The sequence below is a fragment of the Desulforadius tongensis genome (assembly GCF_016907915.1).
GTDB lineage: Bacteria > Bacillota > Desulfotomaculia > Desulfotomaculales > Desulfohalotomaculaceae > Desulforadius > Desulforadius tongensis.
Genome location: NZ_JAFBCW010000006.1, coordinates 1 through 15,266, shown reverse-complemented (window position 1 = coordinate 15,266; position 15,266 = coordinate 1). Strand labels below are relative to the sequence as shown.

General features: G+C 46.4%; 15 protein-coding genes, 2 pseudogenes and 1 CRISPR repeat array. Of the genes and pseudogenes, 15 read left to right on the top strand and 2 right to left on the bottom strand.

What is annotated here, in order from left to right; genetic code table 11:
* Positions 1 to 11: 11 nt before the first annotated feature.
* Genes JOC37_RS03375 through JOC37_RS03365 form a run of 3 tightly spaced genes read left to right on the top strand, consistent with a single transcriptional unit; the run spans position 12 to position 3,089 of the window.
* On the top strand, positions 12 to 1,868 hold the full coding sequence (locus tag JOC37_RS03375; protein ID WP_204616068.1) for a hypothetical protein: 1,857 nt from the start codon (positions 12 to 14) through the stop codon (positions 1,866 to 1,868).
* Positions 1,865 to 2,752 carry a phospholipase D-like domain-containing protein gene (locus tag JOC37_RS03370; RefSeq protein WP_204616066.1) on the top strand — a complete coding sequence of 296 codons (888 nt, stop codon included), beginning with the start codon at positions 1,865 to 1,867 and terminating at the stop codon, positions 2,750 to 2,752. Before JOC37_RS03375 ends, JOC37_RS03370 begins: the two co-directional genes overlap by 4 nt.
* A 25-nt stretch (positions 2,753 to 2,777) precedes the next feature.
* A complete protein-coding gene (locus JOC37_RS03365; RefSeq protein WP_204616064.1) occupies positions 2,778 to 3,089 on the top strand; it encodes a hypothetical protein in 312 nt (103 codons plus the stop codon).
* A 2-nt stretch (positions 3,090 to 3,091) separates the two neighbouring features.
* On the opposite strand, the gene JOC37_RS13665 is transcribed toward JOC37_RS03365, so the two are convergent.
* Positions 3,092 to 3,751, bottom strand: a complete 660-nt coding sequence (locus tag JOC37_RS13665) for an HhH-GPD family protein (protein WP_204616063.1) — start codon at positions 3,749 to 3,751, stop codon at positions 3,092 to 3,094.
* Between the two features lie 689 nt (positions 3,752 to 4,440).
* On the opposite strand from JOC37_RS13665, the gene nifH reads away from it, so the two are divergent.
* From nifH to JOC37_RS03315, 10 genes and pseudogenes are all read left to right on the top strand, one after another.
* Positions 4,441 to 5,268 (top strand): nitrogenase iron protein, encoded by an 828-nt coding sequence (gene nifH, locus JOC37_RS03355; RefSeq protein ID WP_204616061.1) that lies wholly within the window; start codon positions 4,441 to 4,443, stop codon positions 5,266 to 5,268.
* A 13-nt stretch (positions 5,269 to 5,281) separates the two neighbouring features.
* Complete coding sequence (locus JOC37_RS03350; protein WP_204616059.1) at positions 5,282 to 5,599, top strand: P-II family nitrogen regulator; 318 nt, start codon at positions 5,282 to 5,284, stop codon at positions 5,597 to 5,599.
* A 20-nt stretch (positions 5,600 to 5,619) separates the two neighbouring features.
* The gene (locus JOC37_RS03345) at positions 5,620 to 5,985 is read left to right on the top strand and encodes a P-II family nitrogen regulator (protein ID WP_204616058.1); all 366 of its coding nucleotides are present in this window, start codon (positions 5,620 to 5,622) and stop codon (positions 5,983 to 5,985) included.
* A 13-nt stretch (positions 5,986 to 5,998) separates the two neighbouring features.
* The gene (locus tag JOC37_RS13750) at positions 5,999 to 6,136 is read left to right on the top strand and encodes a hypothetical protein (protein WP_476580493.1); all 138 of its coding nucleotides are present in this window, start codon (positions 5,999 to 6,001) and stop codon (positions 6,134 to 6,136) included.
* Positions 6,137 to 6,148: 12 nt separating this feature from the next.
* Positions 6,149 to 7,408 (top strand): annotated as a pseudogene (locus JOC37_RS03340) (nitrogenase component I subunit alpha); the annotation flags it as partial.
* Between the two features lie 24 nt (positions 7,409 to 7,432).
* Positions 7,433 to 8,899 (top strand): nitrogenase component 1, encoded by a 1,467-nt coding sequence (locus JOC37_RS03335; protein ID WP_204616054.1) that lies wholly within the window; start codon positions 7,433 to 7,435, stop codon positions 8,897 to 8,899.
* A gap of 31 nt (positions 8,900 to 8,930) precedes the next feature.
* Entirely contained in the window at positions 8,931 to 10,265 is a 1,335-nt protein-coding gene (locus JOC37_RS03330; RefSeq protein ID WP_204616053.1) for a nitrogenase component 1, read from the top strand.
* A gap of 19 nt (positions 10,266 to 10,284) precedes the next feature.
* The gene (locus JOC37_RS03325) at positions 10,285 to 11,946 is read left to right on the top strand and encodes a nitrogenase component 1 (protein WP_204616051.1); all 1,662 of its coding nucleotides are present in this window, start codon (positions 10,285 to 10,287) and stop codon (positions 11,944 to 11,946) included.
* A 21-nt stretch (positions 11,947 to 11,967) separates the two neighbouring features.
* The gene (locus tag JOC37_RS03320; protein ID WP_204616050.1) at positions 11,968 to 12,777 is read left to right on the top strand and encodes a radical SAM protein; all 810 of its coding nucleotides are present in this window, start codon (positions 11,968 to 11,970) and stop codon (positions 12,775 to 12,777) included.
* Between the two features lie 17 nt (positions 12,778 to 12,794).
* On the top strand, positions 12,795 to 13,613 hold the full coding sequence (locus JOC37_RS03315; protein ID WP_204616049.1) for a homocitrate synthase: 819 nt from the start codon (positions 12,795 to 12,797) through the stop codon (positions 13,611 to 13,613).
* Positions 13,614 to 13,919: 306 nt separating this feature from the next.
* Positions 13,920 to 14,547: direct repeats of the CRISPR family, unit length 30 nt; unit sequence GTTTCAATTCCTCATAGGTAGACTAGAAAC.
* A 213-nt stretch (positions 14,548 to 14,760) separates the two neighbouring features.
* Here JOC37_RS03315 and JOC37_RS03310 read toward each other — a convergent pair.
* A complete protein-coding gene (locus tag JOC37_RS03310) occupies positions 14,761 to 14,940 on the bottom strand; it encodes a hypothetical protein (protein WP_204616047.1) in 180 nt (59 codons plus the stop codon).
* A 163-nt stretch (positions 14,941 to 15,103) separates the two neighbouring features.
* On the opposite strand from JOC37_RS03310, the pseudogene JOC37_RS13660 reads away from it, so the two are divergent.
* Positions 15,104 to 15,187, top strand: a pseudogene (locus JOC37_RS13660) (IS200/IS605 family transposase); the annotation flags it as partial.
* On the top strand, positions 15,150 to 15,266 hold a 117-nt coding region (locus JOC37_RS13655), incomplete at its 3' end, for a helix-turn-helix domain-containing protein (protein ID WP_204616237.1). The pseudogene JOC37_RS13660 and the gene JOC37_RS13655, both read left to right, overlap by 38 nt.

Here is a 15,266-nt window from a genome sequence, read left to right as displayed (position 1 = left end):
GGTAAAACGGTATGAATAGAGGCAAGCAGCAGGTTTTATACAATTACCTGCCCGGTACCACATTTGATTACGATGGCGGTAACGTTATTTGTATTGTGACGGATATAGATGGGATTGAGGAGAGAAACATAAATGAAAAAAGAATACTACAGGAAATAGGAAGATATATTTACGGCACGTCTTCTAACCCCAGGTGGTCTAAAGGAAGGGTTATAGGATTTCCGGATAAGAAAGATTTTTATTCCGATTATAACGGGTTTATTTTCGAAGAACCAGAGAACGTAAGGTTTGATATTTTTCCCCTTGTATTCAGATGTATAAAATGCGGTAGGGTTTATCAGTACGAATCACATGAGAAGTTGAAGGCCAGAAACCCTGGGGTGATATGCAATCATAACTGCGGTGATAATGGAAGACTAAGGCAGATCTATCACGTGTTCGTACACCAATGCGGTGAAATAGAGCCGTTAAGCATTCCGTACGGGTGTAACAAACACGGTTATAATCACATAGCTCTGGACGAAAGAAGGAGCCAGAAGGCCAGAGATTTCAGATGGGTATGCCTGAAATGTAATGCAGAAATTGCTCCTGTATTTAAGAGGTGCGTGAAATGTTCTTCTAAGGGTAAAGAAGATTGTAGTATGGTTCTTACTCCTCACAGAGCCAACTTAACGTATTACCCGCATTATATAAGGCTGGTAGATGTAGGCGACGGAATATCTGTTGCTGATATTGATAAAAAGAAATGGATTATGTCAGAATATTTGGGGTTAAGATCACCAAGATCTGTCCTAACTAAAGAAGAAAGAAATAAAATGGAAACTTACGAACGTGAGCTTAAAAACCCGGAGTTGCCCGAGCCGGTAAAGGAATACTTAGAGGAAGAACTCACAAAAATTAAATCAAAAATAGAAAAAGATAACGATATAGGCAAAATTAATACGGAAGGGATAGACGATACCGGTTTTACGGAGCTTAGCGAATATACTTTTGTTCTCAATAAGCTTAAAAACGAAAACATAAGTCAACGGGCGGAAAGATTAAGAAAAGAGCGACCCGGCAGTGAAGGGATACTTTTAGCAGCAGAGGATGCGGTTAAAAAGTTCGGTTTTGAGGACATTCACCTTATAGAAGAATTTCCGGTTATTACGGCTGTTTTCGGGTATACGAGGGTATCATTTGAACCGGTAGACAACCGTAACGGAAGGAATATAGAAACTGTTATTAAAGCATTTCCTAGACGTAGGGACGGAAGGGTACCCGTTTACGTTGATAGGGGAGGAACGGAAGCACTTTTATTTAGACTTGATCCCCTAGCAGTTACAGAATGGTTAAAGGGCAACGGTCTTTCTGTTAATCTGTATAATTCCGATAAAGCTAAGCTGAAGATGCATTACCTACAGAATATAGCTAATATTGATAGATATGCGATGCTAAATGAAGAAGATGAAGTTACATATTACGTTTTTAACCTACTGCATTCCCTCTCCCACTGCTTTATAGGGGCGGCTTCGCTGATAAGCGGCTTCGAGAAGATGGGAATGGCGGAATACATATTTCCACGGGAACTTTCCTTTGTAATTTACAGTAACAAGACGGTATTTACCATAGGTGGCTTTCATACTCTATTTGAACAAAGTCTTGCGGAATTGATGGAGAAATGCCTTGACCCGGAACTCAGACTTTGCGTTTACGATCCCGTATGCATTTCTAAAGGCGGATCGTGTCACGGTTGTATGCATCTACCTGAAATCACCTGTTCATATTTTAACAGACAGCTGGGCCGGGTGTTTCTATATGGAGGAGAATTAAATGGAAGAAAGATTAAAGGCTTCTGGGAGAACCTGAAGGGTGCGTTTCGTAGATGAGCGTTAATTTGGCAATGGCATTTAGAAGCAGACCGAAACTTCTCCAAAGATTGAGCGGTATCATTCTGTACTTAGGCGGTGAGAAAAAGAATTGCTTTACGGTCGGGGAAATACTTCGATACTTCAATGAGGGAGACGACCCCCTAATTTACACCTTCGTACTGGAGCTAAAAAGGAAGGGAATAATTGATATTGTTAAGGATCATGTCAGTTCGGATCAAATTGCTTACCGGTTAAAAAATAAGCTCGAGCTTCTAAGGAATGTGTCGGAGGCGGAGGTGATAATTAATAATCTCGGGGAACTGGAAGACAGACTAATACCCGATAATAGATACGTGCTGATGGGAAATATACCGGATGATTACAGGTGTATCAGAAGAATAAGGGTAGCCGAAGTACTTCCGATTTTTTCCGAACTTCACTGTATTATATCGAATGCTGAAGAAGAGCTGATAATTCTTAATCCCTTTTTCGACCGTTATGCAGTTCAAGAACTGAAAAATGCTTTAATATATAGCATGCAGAGGGGTGTTAAGGTAAGGATAATAACCAGATACCTAACGGGGGAAAGAAGGGATAATATGGAAGCCCTCGAACCGTTTCTTATTGAAGTGAAAAAGAAGGACCTACGTTCCCGTATAAAGCTTTATCTGTACCAATCCAAGAATGAATCGGAAGGGAATTTTTTCGATTTTCATGCCAAGATGATTATAGCGGATAAGGGTAAGGTTGCATATTTAGGAAGTGCTAATTTAACCGAATACGGTTTGGGGAACCGACTGGAACTTGGGGTAAAAATTGAAGGTGGAAACGTCAAGATATTACATGATCTGGTCAATTACCTATTAAAGAGCGGTTACGTTAGAAGCATCGATAGTTTTTAGCGATGGATATATAATAGAGGAAGGTGTGAAGCTAAAATTGGTTAAAAGAATATGGAGCAATGAGGAACACATAATCGCTTTTTATCTTTATCGATTCGGTTACGAAGAACTTGGGGTAAATTATTCCCGAATTGCCGAGATAATGGGAAGAACCCCCGATTCTCTGATAATGAGATTCGCAAATTTTTTAAATGTTGAAAAGAAAGGGTCGGGCCTGAGCGGTGGGGGAGAGAAGGCTAGAGAAATTTATAAAAGGTATAAGGATACGCCTAAGGATGAGCTAAGGAAGATGGTGGTAAATATTCTTCTTAGTGCTGCTTCGAAAAGTAACGAATAAGATCAACTTTTGGAAGAAAGCATATTTGCACATAATCGGGAAACGGGACAAACGGTGCATTCGGGGTTATACGTACTGCATACATCTGCAGCAAAATCCAGAAGACCGTAATTATATAACCTGCTATCCGAATTATCCATAAGTATTTCGGCAATTTCCATAATTTTACGGTTAGGTTTATGCCCGGGATAGCTTAGATTAAGAAATCTCCTGAATACCCTTATAACGGTGGAGTCTACTACGGGATACGGAAGGTTAAATGCAAAAGATAGAACCGCATGTGCGGTGTAAGTACCGATTCCCGGCAGGCTAATGAGTTCATTTTTATCGGACGGTATTACCCCGTCGAATCTTCTTACTATTTCTTCGGCCAGATCTATAAGGTAACGGGTACGCTTACGTAGGCCCAGAGGTGTTATGAGGAGACTAAGATCGTTCTCATCGGCTACCGATAATGAGAAGATGTCTGGATAACTGCTTATTAAATTCAGATAAACGGGTACGACCTGTACCGCACGTGTTCGTTGAAGAAGTATCTCGGATATCAGTACACGGTAGGGATTGCGGGTGTTTCTCCAAGGAAAGGGCCTACCGTTATTCCGAAACCATGAAATTATTTCCGTTCTGAAGGTTGATATCGTTTCCGAAGAAAGACTAAACATGGAAAAATTACTCCCCAGTTTAATTTATGTTTAAGTATATCATAAAGAACCATAAACTGCGGCCTATTACTTGAAGGTATTGCCGGTTTCTTTTTACTAGTTAGTAGTTTTAACCTTCCCATGTTTTAATGAACTAGAAACGTAAGGCGAAAAAACTATATTTTAGGAAGCCCGCCGGGAATCCTCTCCAATTCATTAGAGAGATGGGTAGACCATCATATTGGTGGTATCATTCCGAAATCCCATAATTGCTCAAGGTAATTAAATCTTTTTACTTTATAACGGGAATTTTTGGCTAAAAACTTTACTTGCAAGGAGTGCCATGTAGATTTATAATAAGCTGCAAGGTAACAAACTAAATTAAGTGCATCAAAGAAGAGCACGCAGTTAAGGCGAAGAAGCCTGCAGGGGAGATGTCCCTGCGGGCTTTATGACTTTTTAAAGGCAAAGATGCCCGCAGGAAATGTTTTCCTGGGGGATTTACTTATTTAAGGGTAAAGGTGCCATACAACCACTATGCAGCGTGGTTACACGGGACGTATTGTTCCCTTATGAAGCGAGGGTGCTATTCCAAGGTATCAAACAACGCTTGGAAAAGCCCCTTTTTTTATTTTGTGGGGTGTTCTAACCAGAGGGAGTTCCGCCGGGAAACAGGCGGTTGATAACCAAAATAAGGAGTGAGGAGAATTATGACCAGAAAAATAGCAATTTACGGTAAAGGTGGTATCGGTAAATCCACAACCCAACAGAATACGGCGGCAGCGCTGAATTATTTCTACGGGAAGAAGATAATGATTCACGGTTGTGATCCCAAGGCGGATTGCACCCGCTTAATCCTTGGGGGGAAGCCCCAAGAAACGGTGATGGATACCCTGCGGGAAGAGGGGGAAGAAGCTGTTACTCTGGAAAGGGTGGTAAAAACCGGGTTTGGCGGGATAAAGTGCGTTGAATCCGGCGGTCCCGAGCCGGGCGTGGGCTGCGCTGGCCGGGGTGTGATTACTGCCATCACCCTAATGGAGGAAGCGGGTGCGTATACTCCGGATTTGGATTTTATTTTCTTTGACGTGCTGGGCGACGTGGTATGCGGTGGTTTTGCCATGCCGGTGCGTGAGGGCAAGGCGCAGGAGATTTACATTGTGGCTTCCGGCGAAATGATGGCCCTCTACGCCGCCAACAACATCTGCCGGGGCATGGTGAAATACGCCGAGCAAAGCGGTGTACGCCTGGGCGGAATCATTTGCAATAGCCGTAATGTTGACGGGGAAAAAGAACTGCTGGAAGAGTTTTGCGATAAACTGGGCACCCAGATGATTCACTTTATACCCCGGGATAACATTGTCCAAAAGGCGGAGTTCAACCGTCAGACGGTGACGCAATACAATCCCACCTGTAATCAAGCCATGTCCTATAAAGAGCTGGCGGGAAAAATCATTGACAATGACATGTTTGTCATTCCCAAACCCATGACCATGGATGAAATGGAAGACCTGGTAGTTAAATATGGACTTCTTGACTAAGGGGGTTAAGATTATGAAAATGATTCGAGCTGTTTTAAGGCCCGAAAAAACCGAGGAGGTAGTTGATGCCCTGGCTGATGCCGGGTACGTAGCATTAACCAAAATGGACGTAGTGGGCCGCGGTAAGCAAAAGGGCATTCATGTGGGCAGCGTTTATTATGATGAACTGCCTAAAGTAATGATTATGCTGGTGGCTGAAGATGAAAATGTAGAGCAAATTATTGATATTATTAATCGTTCCGCATATACGGGGAATTTTGGTGACGGAAAACTGTTCATCAGCCCGGTGCAAGAAGCCTATACCGTAAGGACGGGCGCCAAAGGCTTATGAAATGGGGAGGTGCTGCAGCAGTGAAGGAAATAGTGGCCGTTATCCGCACTAATAAAATGACCAGGACCAAAGAAGTATTGAGTACCCTCGGTTTTCCGGCAATGACTGCCTGTAAGGTCATGGGGCGGGGTAAACAGAAAGGCCTGAAGCAGGAAGTTTCTTTCAAGATCAGTTCAGAAGTATTAAGCCAGGAAAGCAGTATGAGATATATTCCTAAAAGACTTATCTCCCTGGTTGTCAACAACGAAGATGTATCTCTGGTGGTAGAAGTAATCACCAGAGTCAACCGCACCGGCGAGGTCGGTGACGGGAGGATCTTTGTTTGCCCGGTGGAAGAAGCTGTCCGGGTGCGGACGCAGGAAAGAGGCAGGGAAGCAATTTGCTGAGGAGGGTATATAGATGCCGCTGGTAACTTTAAAATGTGATGAATTAATTCCCGAAAGGGGAAAACACACTTACATTACCGACCAAAAAAATCCGGTAATCCCGCTTTGTAATACAAAAACCGTTCCGGGTGATATGACCGAGCGCGGGTGAGCTTTTGCCGGCTCACGCGGGGTCGTGGGCGGACCTATTACCGATGTTATACACATGGTGCATGCCCCGGTGGGGTGCGCCTGGTATACCTGGGGTACGCGGCGCCACCTGTCTGATCTTTATACCTGGGCTCTCCCGGGTAAATTGACCAACGTGGCGTTCAACCGCCGTTACTGTACTGTTACCGATATGGAAGAAAAAGATGTTGTTTTCGGGGGAATGAAAAAATTAAAGAAGGCTTGCCTGGAGGCCTTCCGCATGTTTCCTGAAGCCAGGGGAATGGTTATTTATACCACCTGTACCACCGGCCTAATAGGGGACGACGTATCTGCCGTGGCGCGGCAGCTGGAGGAAGAAACGGGAAAATTTATTCTCTATGCTGAAGCGCCGGGATGTTCGGGGGTAAGCCAATCCAAGGGTCACCACGTTGCCAATCACCAGTTTTTCCGGCAGATTAGAAAGTTAAGGGAAAAGCGGCCGGACTTGTGCATGAAGGAAGAGGAGAAAACTCCTTATGACATCGCTTTAGTGGGCGAGTACAACATTGACTGGGATACAAAAGTGATTTTACCCTTGTTTGAAAAAATGGGGGTACGGGTAATTGTCACTTTTACCGGTAATTCCAGGATAGAAGATCTGATTAAGATGCCCGATGCCGAGTTAAATGTCGTTCACTGCCAGCGATCGGCCACCTACATTGCGGAGTTAATTCAGGAGGGGTTCGAGGTACCTTATGTTGGCTGCTCCCTGTTCGGTATTCAGCAGACATCCAATGCCCTGCGCAGAACGGCTAAATTTTTCGGGCTGGAAGAGCAGGCCGAAAAGGTTATTGCCGAGGAGACTGCCAGGGTAGAAAAGGCCCTTTCCTTTTACCGGGAACGGTTGAAGGGGAAGAAGGTAGCAATTTATGTAGGTGCACCCCGGGTGTGGCACTGGATTAAGGTTATGGAAGAACTTGGTATGGAGGTTGTGGCAGGCGCCTGTACCTTTGCCCATGAAGATGATTACGAAAAGATTAATGCCCGGGCCAAAGACGGTGTACTAATTATTGACAATCCCAACGAGTTTGAAATAGAGGAAATGCTCCATGAGTATAAGCCGGATCTTTTTCTGACCGGCCTCAAGGAAAAGTTTATCGGCCGCAAAATGGGCATTCCTACGCTTAATTCTCACTCCTATGAAAAAGGGCCGTATGCCGGCTATGCTGGCTTTGTTAACTTTGCCCGGGACATTTATCAGGCAATATACGCACCGGTATGGAAGTTTCTTTAATGCTTGCAGGAGGAGGGAGCGAGTATGCGAGTTCAGGAAATACCAATAGAGGGTATTACTTACGACCAGCTTAAGATAGATAGAATTCCCATGACCGAAGAATATATAGAAAGGGATCCTACTCTGGTGCGGGTAGCCAACCGGGCGGTGGTAATCAATCCTTGCCGGACTTGTATGCCGCTGGGGGCCATGTTCGCCACCATGGGCGTGCACAGGGGTATTCCTTTTGTCCAGGGGGCCCAAGGCTGCACGACGTACGTTCGTTACACATTCTGCCGCATTTTTAAGGAACCGAATATGATTGCCAACGCTTCTTTTCATGAAGATGCCGCAGTTTTCGGCGGGCGGAAAAATTTTATTGAAGGTATTCGCAACCTGGTGGTGCGCTACCGGCCGGACGTCATAGGCGTGGTTACCACCTGCTCCAGTGAAATTATCGGTGACGATATGGTGAGTTTTATCAAAATGGCCAGGAAACGGTTGGTTGAAGAGCTGGGGGAGGAAATATCGTCGCAGACAAAAATTGTTCTCATTAACACTCCCAGTTTTGCTGGTTCTCATGTAGCCGGGTATGACAGGGCGGCCAGAGCCTTTATCGAGACTCTGGCCGCGGAAAAAACTGCTCCCAACAACAAGGTAAATATCATACCGGGGATGCTCAATCCCGGGGATATCCGGGAGATTAAGCACCTGTTGGAAGCAATGGGCACGGAAAGCATAATGATGTTTGATATTGCCGGTGTTTTTGACGCCCCTCTGCGCCCTCCCCAGTCTATACCGTGTTATCCCAAGGGAGGAACGCCGGCGGATGAGATAAAGGACATGGCTAATTCACTGGGGACAGTGGTCCTGTGCCCCCATGAAGGGGGGCTCGGGGCGCAGTACTTGGAAAGAAAATTTGGCGTTAAAGCAATTTTGGGCCCCCTGCCGTTAGGTGTGCATAATACTGATATCTTTCTTAAAAATATTAGTGAACTAACTGGAATACCGGTTCCTGAACAACTTTTAGATGAACGGGGTCTGCTGTTAGATTTTATGGCCGATACTTTCCACCATACCATGATGAAAAAAGTGGCTGTTTTCGGCGATCCGGATATTGTGGTGGGAGTGACCCGGTTTGTCTGTGAACTGGGAATGGAACCAGTGGCGGTTCTGAGCGGCACGCCCAGTAAAATCTTTACTAAAGAAATCGAGGATATTGCCCGGGAGTACCAATGTAATCCCGAGATTTTCAACGGTGGGGATCTCTTTGAGTTTGAAGAGCACCTAAAAAAGATAAGGGTTAACATGATTATCGGAAATTCCAAGGGAGTGGACATTGCCAACGAATTGGAAGTGCCGCTGGTTAGAGTCGGGCTGATGGTGTGGGACAGGGTAGGTTACCAGAAGAGGCCGGTGGTGGGTTACCGCGGGGGCGAGTTCTTGCTGGCGGAAATAGTAAACGCCCTTCTGGATTACAGTTATCCCGACGACCGCACGCAGCAGCTTTAAATTATTATTTTACTCCGGAGGTGTGAATAAATTGGCTGCCGCAACCGGTGCGCGGGTGGTAACTATAGATCCCTGTCATACTTGCCAGCCCCTGGGTGCTGCCTACCTTCTCCTGGGCATCCGGGGGGCTGTGCCCCTGGTGCACGGCTCACAGGGCTGCTGCAGTTATGTACGCTACCTGCTTAACCGGCATTTTAGAGAGCCGGTTAAAGTGGCCGCCACATCCTTTCACGAGGATGCGGCTGTTTTCGGAGGCAGGCGGAATCTGGTCGAGGGTATCAAGAATCTTTTGCTTTGCTATAGCCCGCGGTTTATTGGTGTGGTCAGTACCTGTCTCAGTGAAACCATCGGTGATAATATTGATTCCATAATAAGGGAAGTGCAAAAAGAGTTAAACGGGAAAATAAATGTTAGCTCGAAGCAGGTAAAAATCGTACCCATTCATACCCCCAGCTATGCAGGCAGTCATATTAAGGGATACGATAATGCATCCCGTGCTGTTTTGGAATACCTGGTGCAGCCGGGCAAGGATTCCAATGGTAAGTTAAATGTCATACCCGGAATAATTAACCCGGGAGATATTGAAGAGATAAAACATATTTTAGTGGAAATGGATGTTCCCTTCCTTGTGCTATATGATATTTCGCGGACACTTGATACTCCCCTGGAAATATCAATGAGCCGTTTGCCAAAAGAGGGGACTTCTGTTAAAGAGCTGGCGGATGCCGCTAATTCCCTGGGAACCATTGCCCTCTGCCGGCACGCCGGGGGTGCGGGGGCCCGCTACCTGCAAAAGAAATTCAATATTCCCGCGCTGTTGGGACCTCTACCGGTGGGAATAGCCAACACGGACCGGTTCCTGGACAGCGTAAAAAAACTGATCGGTAAGGAAATACCATCCTCGCTGGAGTGGGAGCGAGGAATCCTGCTGGACGCCATGGCTGATTCCTGCCAGTACACTATGATGAAGCGCGCGGCCCTAGTGGGAGACCCGGACATTGTGGCCGGTACAACCCGATTCATCTGCGAGTTGGGAATGGAGCCGGCGGTGGTGATGAGCAGCACCGCCAGCGACGAATTTGTAAGGGAAGTGGAAGTTATTGCGCGGGAATATGACTATAATCCCGTCGTTATTTCGGGTGGAGACCTTTATGACTTTGAGTCAGCCCTTAAAGAAAGACGTGCGGATATCATTTTATCACCGTCCCACGGTGTGGAAATTGCTCGCAAGGTAAAGGTTCCCGTGGTTCGGCTGGGTTTTCCCGTTTATGATAGGGTAGGGTATCACCGGCGCGCTATAGTAGGTTACCGCGGGAGCCTCAGCTTATTAGACCTTATCGTTAACAGTTTGCTTGAGTTTAGTTGATTAAAGAGGGTGATTTAAAATGTCAGCTTCCTTAGAATTATTACCCAACCGCCGTGGGCATGTGGTTTTAAATAAAAAGGATGCAGCGGAAAAGCCGGAATGCGGCAGGTCTACCCTGCCGGGCGTGATTTCTCAAAGGGCATGTGCCTTTTACGGGGCGCGGTGGATGCTGGCCGCCATTCCCGATGTGGTTCACCTGGTACATGGCCCGGTGGGGTGTGCCTACTACGGGCGCACCGTCCGGCGCACCAACTACCGCATATTTTCCTCGAACCTGGCGGAACGTGACATTGTTTTTGGGGCCGGGGATAAGTTATATAATTCGATTCGCGAAGCCGTTCGGCAATTTTCCGGTACACGTGCCGTTATAGTATACGCTACCTGCGTGGTGGGGATCACCGGTGAGGATCTGTCTGCCATTTGTAATCGCGCTTCTACGGACTTGGGCTTACCGGTGGTGCCGGTGAACTGCCCCGGCTTTTGCGGCACCAGCCAGGCAGCCGGTCACGATATTGCCGTAAATGTATTGCTCGAACATTTTATCGGTAAAGGAGATAAGAAAGAACCACCCTTGGATAATACGGTAAACATTCTGGGGGAGTTTGATGTACAGGGTGATTTAGGAGAAATTGAGGCATTACTGGGACAGCTGGGAATTAATATCATTTGTACTTTTTCGGGACGCGCTTCGACAACTGCCATGGCTAACTCTCACCGGGCCAAATTAAATATTGTCCACTGTCGCCGTACAGGGCAGGCTCTGGCTGAAGCTATGCATGATCGTTTTCATATACCGTTTCTAAAAGTATCGTTTTTTGGCCTGGAAGAAACCACTGCTGCACTGCGAGCTGTTGGGGAGTTTTTTGGGTCAGATAAGACTGAGAAAGTAATTGCCCAGGATGTGAAGAAAGCCCGCCGGGAGATAGAACCTTTTTTGCCCGGGCTGGCCGGCAGGCGGGTGGCCCTATTCTTCGGTGCTTCCCGGATGGGTTCCATGGCTAAGGCTTTTCAAGAACTGGGTATGGAAGTGATAATGGCTGGCTCCCAGTTTGGCTGCCGCCAGGATTACCGGGAGGCCGGGGATAAGGTTAAAGAAGGTGTATTATTAATGGATGATGCCCACGACCGGGAACTGGAAGAACTCTTAACTAAATACCGGCCTGACCTCCTGGTGGGGGGAACCAAGGAAAAATACATGGCTCATAAATTAGGTGTACCGTTCCTGGTATTTCCACAGGAAATGAGCCCTTTTGCCGGGTTTAACGGTTTTGTAAACTTGGCCCGGGAAGTAAGCGGGATAATGGGCGCGCCGGTTTGGCGATTAGCACAGAGTAGACGGGAGGTTTCTAAATTGAAGGTGGCCGTAGCATCCGGCAATGGCCTAACCATTGACCAACACTTCGGCAGGGCTGAGCAGTTTATGATTTTTGAGTTAACTCCCAACAGTGTGAGTTTGCTGGAAATAAGACGGCCTGCGGGAAAAGAGAGTGTTTCGTATCAGGATTCCGGCGGCAGGGACGGAGTCCGGCAGCGCATAGATTTACTGGCAGATTGCCGGGCAGTGCTGTGTACCCGGGCCGGAGAATGCGCCCGGAAGCAGGCGGGCAATACCGGGTTGACGGTGTTGGAAAAGGAAGGGCCTTTATCCGAGGCATTGAAATGGTGTTCCAGTGTTTTGTGACGAAAGGAGGATCAGTAAATTATGACAGAATTACGGGAGGTAATCAGGCAGCATCCCTGTTTAGATAAGAAAGCGGCCCGCTGGTTCGGCAGAATCCATCTGCCGGTAGCCCCCAGCTGCAACATAAAGTGTCATTATTGTACCAGGCTTTATGATTGTGTGAATGAAAGCCGTCCCGGTGTAACCAGCCGGATATTAACACCCGGAGAAGCGCTGGACCGTGTATCCGAGGTGGTGAAAAAGGATCATCGTATTCGAGTTGTGGGTATTGCCGGTCCCGGGGATCCCCTGGCCAACCCGGAAACCTTGGAGACTTTGGAGTTGGTGCATAAACAGTATCCACATCTGATAAAATGCATCAGCACCAACGGTCTTATGTTGGAAGATAATCTTGAGCGGCTGCAAGATACAGGGGTCAAGGCCGTAACCGTGACGGTAAATGCCGTTTGCCCTGTGGTAGGCAGTAAAATTTACGGTTACATCTCTTACCGTAATAAAGTATACTACGGAACCGCTGGGGCGCAGCTGTTGTGGCGTCGCCAAAAAGCAGGAATCAAAAAGGCAGCGGAAATGGGAATGACAGTGAAGATTAATACTGTATTCATTCCCGGAGTTAACGATAATCATCTGGCGGACATAGCTAGGGCGGTAAAAGCCCTGGGGGCATATATCATGAATGTGATGCCGCTGATTCCGCAAGCGGAGTTTGCAGCGCTGGAACGTCCCACCAGGAAAGAGATACACCTGGCGCGTCAGAAGCTTGCTTTTATTATTTCTCAAATGGAACACTGTCGCCAGTGCAGAGCCGATGCGGTGGGAATGCTTGTTTAAAACCGGGGGGAAGACGTATGCAGGAAGTATACATTGTGGACAGCACCTTGAGAGATGGGGAACAGGCACCGGGTGTGGTATTTGACTTCAGGGAAAAAGTTACCATTGCCAAATTACTGGACCGGCTGGGGGTATACCAGATTGAAGCCGGTATACCCGTAATGGGGGAAGTGGAGCAGGCTGCTATTAAAACCATTGCCGACCTGGGGCTGAAAAGCAGGGTGTCCACATGGAACCGCCTGCTGCTGGCTGATATCCGGGCATCTTTGGGATGCGGGGTTAAAGATCTCCATATCTCGGCTCCGGTTTCCGATATTCATATTTACTATAAACTGGTTAAATCCCGCCGGTGGGTGCTGGATTGTTTGAAACGGGCGCTTCGCTATGCCGCCGACTACGGGTGCCGGGTTACAGTGGGGGCGGAAGACGCTTCCCGGGCGGATGAAAGCTTTTTACTGGAATTTGCATTATTGGCCCAGGAAATGGGTGCCGAGCGGCTGCGATACTGCGATACCGTTGGCGTTCTGACTCCATTTTCTCTTTCCCGGGTTATTGGTCGTTTAAAAGAGACCCTGACCATTGAAATTGAGTTTCACGGGCATAACGATTTCGGCCTGGCCACTGCTAATTCCCTTACGGCTGTTAAGGAAGGTGTTCGATATATAGATACAACTATCGGTGGACTGGGAGAGAGGGCCGGCAACACCTGTCTGGAAGAACTGGCCGGGGCACTTAAAGGAACCTGCGGCATTGACCTGGGTTTAAACGGCAGGGTATTGCGAGCCCTGAGCCGTTACGTGGCCCGCGGGGCAAACCGACCGCTAATTTCAGGCTAAAAGCAGCAAACGACTGTCTAAAATGGTAAAATCATAATCTCATGCTCTTTTGAGCTCGAGCAGAGCTTTATCTCCGGCGCCCTGCTCGTATTTTCCTGCACCGGCTGCAGCCTGCAGGCGTTTCTTTGTCAAGGCCGCGCGAAGCGATCCAGACAAAATTTTCGCCCATCAGCAGAGTGTTTTTTTATTATTTTTGTTTCAATGGATGGGTTAAATTTATGTGCATAAGGTGGGCCAATTTTATTGACAATCAATAGGCAGGCTAGAAACCATCCTGCTTGGTTTTGAGTCTGTTCTTTGTTGGCCGTTTCAATTCATCATAGGTAGGCTAGAAACAATGAAGTGGTGGCAAGAACACATAGGGCCCCGATGGAGTTTCAATTCCTCATAGGTAGACTAGAAACGTGACTAATTTGTCCGTTAGTCAAGTTAATTAGCCGGTGTTTCAATTCCTCATAGGTAGACTAGAAACTACCCGGCGCGGCTTTCTCCATCGCATTGGTTGATAGTTTCAATTCCTCATAGGTAGACTAGAAACAACTGCTGAGATGTTGAAGCCAGTACTTGATATGATGTTTCAATTCCTCATAGGTAGACTAGAAACTCGGTGGCAGATTTTAATTTTGTAAGACTGCCGTTGTTTCAATTCCTCATAGGTAGACTAGAAACACGCCGGTGTGGGTGCAGAATTCAAAATGGTATTAGGTTTCAATTCCTCATAGGTAGACTAGAAACTCCATTATAATATTGGAGTCGCCCGTTGTATATTCTGTTTCAATTCCTCATAGGTAGACTAGAAACATCATAACCACCTTTTTGACTATGCGTGGCCTGCGTTAGTTTCAATTCCTCATAGGTAGACTAGAAACTTAAAAAAACAATTGAATTTTTAAATAATATTATTGTTTCAATTCCTCATAGGTAGACTAGAAACCCATTAAAAAGCGCTTAATATCTGCATTTTAGTTTACACAATACTAATGCCAAAAACAAGCATTTCATCTTAGATTTTTCTAACATACCAGTTATATCAATACATTGGAGCTGCTGAAAAATGTCGTCGATCCCCCGGGAAAATTACACTACCGGGGGTCGACGACATTTTTTAGTAACTTGATAAATTAAACAATAAGTATCCCAAAGTTCTTTATGATATAAGGAATAATGATTGCAGGATACCAATGTCAGTGTATTGCTTTCTTTGTGATTCACTATGTTCTGATATAAAAGGTATTTGATAATATCCTTTGCGATAAAGAAGGCTAATAATCATTAAAATTGCTCCTGCAATACAAAAAAATAGTGCCAGAGCTTTGTTTGCTTCCATAATATATACCGCCTTTGATTTTAACTTTCCCGCCGGGAAGTCCCCGTCCTGAGCTTTCCTTGCTCGCGAAGCGAGAGCAAAGGGCGGGGATGAAAGGCGGGCCGTGTTTTTCCGGAGAACTATTGTTTTGCATTAGTACCTCCTGTAGAATAAAGCTATGAAATCTCCCAGTTATTTTTTGTCCACCGTGGGTGAGGTGAAACTCGAGGATGTCAAACGATACGTTCAATTCCAAGGTAATCCGTAACTACAAGTTCCGTATCTACCCCAATAAGGAACAGGAGCACAAACTCCTGCGCTGGCTGGAAACCTGCCGCCGGATATAC

What these genes read in the sequence shown, in the direction of transcription:
- JOC37_RS03370 (WP_204616066.1), top strand. Translation starts at nt 1,865, where the DNA reads ATGAGCGTTAATTTGGCAATGGCATTTAGAAGCAGACCGAAACTTCTC.
- JOC37_RS03350 (WP_204616059.1), top strand. Translation starts at nt 5,282, where the DNA reads ATGAAAATGATTCGAGCTGTTTTAAGGCCCGAAAAAACCGAGGAGGTA.
- JOC37_RS13665 (WP_204616063.1), bottom strand. Translation starts at nt 3,751, where the DNA reads ATGTTTAGTCTTTCTTCGGAAACGATATCAACCTTCAGAACGGAAATA.
- JOC37_RS03315 (WP_204616049.1), top strand. Translation starts at nt 12,795, where the DNA reads ATGCAGGAAGTATACATTGTGGACAGCACCTTGAGAGATGGGGAACAG.
- JOC37_RS03335 (WP_204616054.1), top strand. Translation starts at nt 7,433, where the DNA reads ATGCGAGTTCAGGAAATACCAATAGAGGGTATTACTTACGACCAGCTT.
- JOC37_RS03310 (WP_204616047.1), bottom strand. Translation starts at nt 14,940, where the DNA reads ATGGAAGCAAACAAAGCTCTGGCACTATTTTTTTGTATTGCAGGAGCA.
- JOC37_RS03375 (WP_204616068.1), top strand. Translation starts at nt 12, where the DNA reads ATGAATAGAGGCAAGCAGCAGGTTTTATACAATTACCTGCCCGGTACC.
- JOC37_RS03320 (WP_204616050.1), top strand. Translation starts at nt 11,968, where the DNA reads ATGACAGAATTACGGGAGGTAATCAGGCAGCATCCCTGTTTAGATAAG.
- JOC37_RS13750 (WP_476580493.1), top strand. Translation starts at nt 5,999, where the DNA reads ATGCCGCTGGTAACTTTAAAATGTGATGAATTAATTCCCGAAAGGGGA.
- nifH (WP_204616061.1), top strand. Translation starts at nt 4,441, where the DNA reads ATGACCAGAAAAATAGCAATTTACGGTAAAGGTGGTATCGGTAAATCC.
- JOC37_RS03325 (WP_204616051.1), top strand. Translation starts at nt 10,285, where the DNA reads ATGTCAGCTTCCTTAGAATTATTACCCAACCGCCGTGGGCATGTGGTT.